Genomic DNA, 4,307 nt, shown 5'->3' with positions numbered 1-4,307 from the left:
GCCCGCCTCTGATCCCCCTCGGACCAGTCTCGAACCGCGGTCGTCAGACCGCGGTGGCCAGGAGCACGCGCGGGCTCCCCGGCAGGGCGACGGTGTCGCGCACCGCCCATCCCGCGTCCGTCAGCCAGCCGCGGACCTGCGACTCGGGGTACACGACGGTGCCGTCGATCACGAGGTACTCCCCCGCGTGCAGGGCGTCCAGCGCGCGCTGCTCGTCGTCGTCGTCGAGGAAGAAGTCGAGCACGGTGAGCGTCGCCCCGTCGACCGCCGCAGCACGGAGCCGGCGGAAGATCTGCGCGTTCTCCTCCGCAGAGAAGCGGTGGATCACGTGGTTGGCGAACACCGCGTCGTAGGCGCCCTCGGGGGCCGCGGTCGCCGTGTCCCCCACCTCGACGGCAGCCCGGTCGGCGACGCCCGCGGCCGCGACCGCCTCGGCCACGCCGTCCTCGAACCCCTGGGCGTAGACGAACGTCGTGTGCAGCTCGGGGTTGCGCGCCATGACGGCGAGGGCGAACTCGGCGGACAGGCCACCGAAGTCGAGGGCCTTCGTCGCGCCGGCGAGGTCGACGAGCCGGCCGAACTCCTGCGCGTGCAGGCGGTTGTACGTCATGACGCCGGCCATGAACGTGCCCCACCGGGCGTCGTCCATCTGCAGGTCGCCGGGCTCGGTCGTGTCGACCGTGTGCGCGAACTGCAGCCAGTGCGGGTAGCTGATCTCGTCGAGGAACGTGAGGAACGGCGCGAGGTCGATGACCGCGTCCTCCCCCGTGAGGTAGGCGGACGCGTCGGGAGCCACCGCGTAGCGCCCATCCGTCCGGACGAGGAGACCCTTCGCGGCGAGGGCGTCGGCGAGCAGTCGGGCGATCCGCTCGCTCACCCCGCAGCGCTCGGCGATCGCCGCAGCCGTGTCGGCGCCGGCGGCCACGGCGGCGAACAGACCGATGCGGCTGGCCTGGAAGAGCTGCTTCGCGGCCATGTAGCCGGTGGCGATGTCGAGGATGCGGGCGGCGTCGGGAGTGGGGGTGTCGGTCATGGCGGATGCCTTTCGGTATGTCTACGAACGTGGGAAATAAAGGGCAGGAAGAGGCCGGGCGTCGGTCGCGGAGGTCAGTCCGCGAGGAACCCGCGCACGGCGTCGCGGAACGCGGCGGTGTGCAGCGCCACGAGGTGATCGCCGGGGACGCGTCGCACCCGGACGTCCGGCAGCCGCGCGGCGAGCTCGTCGATGCCCGCGGCCATCGGGTCGTCCTCGCCGCCCAGGAGCAGCACCGGCATCGCCGGCGCTCCGGCCTCGGGCGTAAACGGCTCGGTCGCGAGCCCCTCGATGAGGTCGAGCAGATCGTCCGGGCGGTTGCCGGGCAGGCTCACCATGTGCACGATCATCCCGGTCAGCGGGTCGACGGGAGCCGGTCCGCCGGCGAGCGCGGCCCGCGCGGCGGAGAGGTCGACGAGCGCGAAGGGCTCCCCCGCGCTGAGGCCGCCGAGCACGAGACGCCGCACCGCGACACCCGGGTGCCGGGCGAGGTCCCACGCGAGCCGGGCACCGAGCGAGTAGCCGACGAGGTCGACCTCGTCCGGGCCGATCGCGTCGGCGAGCGCGTCGAGCACCGCGGAGGTCGGCACGACGCCGAGCCCGGGGGCGTCGCCGTGCGCCGGCAGATCGAGGACCCGGCGCGGCCGGTCGCCGAGCACCGCCGTCCACTCGCTGTCCGGCCAGTCCTGCGTGCCGCGCGAGGCGAGGCCGTGCAGGAACACCACGGATCGATCGGGGGGAAGGGTCATGACGGGCCGTCCTCTCGGGACCGGCCCCTCGCCCTCAGCGCAGCCGCGCGAGGAACCGGTCGATGTAGTTCTCGTAGTCGGCGATGCGGTCGCCGTCCGGGTACATGAGGTTGATGACCGTCGCCCCGACCGCCGCGGAGATGTACTCGTCCGCCAGCGGGCCGTAGTCCTGATCGCGGATCGACCCCTCGTCGCGGGCCGCCTCCATGCGCGCGATGAGCGAGGCTCGCCAAGAACCCAGGTGTCCGCGGTAGAGCTCGGCCAGCGACTCGTTCGCCATCGCGTACTCCCAGAGCGCCAGGAGCACCCGGCCGGCGGCGATCTGCTCCGGGTCGCGCGGCACGGTGGCCTGCAGGAAGCCCCGCAGCGCGTCGTCCGCCGCCACCGGCTCCTGCCCCGCGGCCTCCACGCCCTCGGACATCTGCTGCAGGATCGTCTCGAACGTCGCCGCGACGATGCTCTCCTTCCCGGGGAAGTAGTGCTTCAGCGCACCGTTCGCGAAGCCCGCTTCCGCGGCGATGCTGCGCATGGTCGCCGCCTCGAACCCACCCTTCAGGATGATGCTCTTGGCCACCTCGACGATGTCCCGTCGCCGCTGGTCGTGGTCGATGATCTTCGGCATGGCGTCCTTCCGGCCGAGTCCGGGGTGTGGCGTGTTCCGGCCTGGAGCTACCGTACCGCCGCATCGGGCACCTCCCGCAGAGCGAGCCATTGCGCCCGGCGTTCCCGCTGAGCCACCGGGTCCGCGACGGGCGAGGCCAGCCGCAGGCGCTCGGCGTACGGGTGACGCGGCGCGCGCGTGACCTGTTCCCCGTCTCCGATCTCGACGATCTCGCCCCGGTACATCACGGCGACCCGGTGACAGACCCGCCGGACGACGCCGAGGTCGTGCGAGACGAACAGGTAGGCAACGCCGGTGTCGCGCTGCAGTTCGATGAAGAGGTCGAGGATGGTGGCCTGCGTGGTGAGGTCGAGCGCACTGACCGGCTCGTCGCACACGATCAGCCGCGGACCGCGGACGAGGGCGCGGGCGATCGCGATGCGCTGCCGCTGCCCGCCGGAGAACTCGCTCGGGTACCGGTCCATGCTCGCGGAGGGCAGCCGCACGCGGTCGAGCATGTCGCGCACGCGCTTCTCGGCGGCCTTCGCTCCGATGCCCGTTGTCAGCAGCGGCTCGGCGAGGATATCGCCGATGGTCAGTGCCGGGTTGAGGGAGCCGTACGGGTCCTGGAACACCACCTGCACGTCGTCGGCGAGCGCCCGTCGGGCCCGGCCGCCGAGCCGGCCGATGTCCCGGCCGTCGAAGCGGATGCGGCCCGCCGTCACCGGGGCGAGGCCGAGGATGGCCTTGCCGAGCGTCGACTTCCCGGATCCGGACTCGCCGACCAGGCCCAGGCACTCACCGGGGGCGATGTCGAGGGAGACGCCGTGCAGCGCGCGGAAGGCATGCCGACCCCGGCCGTACTCGACCACGAGGTCGTCCACCTGCAGCAGGGGGTTCACCGGAGCGGTGTTCATGCGGAGACCTCCGTCCGCCGGCCGTCGAGCGCGGCGCGGCCCTCGGCTTCGTCGAGCGACGCGGCGATGAGCTCGCGCGTGTACTCCTGGGTGGGCGCGGCGAAGAGGTCGTCCACGGCCCCCGACTCCACGATGTCGCCGCCGCGCATGACGATCACGCGGTCGCAGATGTCGGCGACGACGCCGAAGTTGTGCGTCACGATGAGCAGCGCCATGCCGTACTCGGCCTGCAGCTCCCGCAGCAGTTCGAGCACCTCGGCCTGCACGGTCACGTCGAGGGCGGTGGTGGGCTCGTCCGCCACGAGGAGCGACGGGCGCCCGGCGATCGCGCCGGCGATGAGCACGCGCTGGGCCATGCCGCCGGACACCTGATGCGGATAGCTGCGCATCACGCGGTCGGGGTCGGACAGCCCGACCCGCAGGAGCACCTCCCGCGCGCGCTGCCGGGCCGCGGCCTTCGCGAGCCCGTGCGTGCGGCGCAGCGGCTCGATGAGCTGGTGCCCGATCGTGTACGAGGGGTCGAGATTGCTCATCGGCTCCTGCGGCACGTAGCCGATCGTTCGTCCGAGCAGGGCCTGGCGCTCCTTCGGCGTCGCGTGGGTGACCTCCGCGCCGCCGACCCAGATCGCGTCGGCGGTCGCCCGGCCGGTCGCGGGGAGCAGGTCGAGCACCGAGAACACGGTCTGCGACTTGCCCGACCCGGACTCGCCGACGATCCCGACGACCTCCCCTGGCGCGACGTCGAGCGTCACGCCGTGCACGACCTCGGTCTCCCCCGTCGGCGTCGCGTGGACGACGTGCAGGTTCTCGACGCGAAGGGCCGACGCCGGAGCCTCGTGGCGGACACTGCCCGTGGCAGGAGCCGCGGCGACCTCGTCCGCGGTCTCGAGCACTCCGCGCCGCCGCCGTCGGGCCGCGCGCGGCGTGCGCACCTGCACGAGCTCGGCGAGCGTGGAGCCCATGATCGCGAGGACGGCGATCGTGAGACCGAGCGCGGCGGAGGGCCA

General features: G+C 72.9%; 5 protein-coding genes. All 5 read right to left on the bottom strand.

The window, feature by feature from the left end; translation table 11 throughout:
* Positions 1 to 43 precede the first annotated feature (43 nt).
* Positions 44 to 1,033 (bottom strand): methyltransferase dimerization domain-containing protein, encoded by a 990-nt coding sequence (locus tag CJ226_RS02320; RefSeq protein WP_102208202.1) that lies wholly within the window; start codon positions 1,031 to 1,033, stop codon positions 44 to 46.
* Between the two features lie 74 nt (positions 1,034 to 1,107).
* Complete coding sequence (locus CJ226_RS02315) at positions 1,108 to 1,782, bottom strand: alpha/beta fold hydrolase (RefSeq protein ID WP_102208201.1); 675 nt, start codon at positions 1,780 to 1,782, stop codon at positions 1,108 to 1,110.
* A 34-nt stretch (positions 1,783 to 1,816) separates the two neighbouring features.
* On the bottom strand, positions 1,817 to 2,404 hold the full coding sequence (locus CJ226_RS02310) for a TetR/AcrR family transcriptional regulator (protein ID WP_025103887.1): 588 nt from the start codon (positions 2,402 to 2,404) through the stop codon (positions 1,817 to 1,819).
* Positions 2,405 to 2,451: 47 nt separating this feature from the next.
* Positions 2,452 to 3,300 carry an ATP-binding cassette domain-containing protein gene (locus CJ226_RS02305; protein WP_029989391.1) on the bottom strand — a complete coding sequence of 283 codons (849 nt, stop codon included), beginning with the start codon at positions 3,298 to 3,300 and terminating at the stop codon, positions 2,452 to 2,454.
* Positions 3,297 to 4,307 (bottom strand): ABC transporter ATP-binding protein (locus tag CJ226_RS02300; protein ID WP_146008198.1); only part of this gene is annotated, 1,011 nt, incomplete at its 5' end. The genes CJ226_RS02300 and CJ226_RS02305, both read right to left, overlap by 4 nt.

It is taken from the genome of Microbacterium sp. UMB0228 (genome assembly GCF_002871415.1).
In the GTDB taxonomy this organism is placed as follows: Bacteria; Actinomycetota; Actinomycetes; order Actinomycetales; family Microbacteriaceae; genus Microbacterium.
Note: the sequence above shows the minus strand (reverse complement) of the source record. Positions and strands in the feature narration are given on the sequence as shown.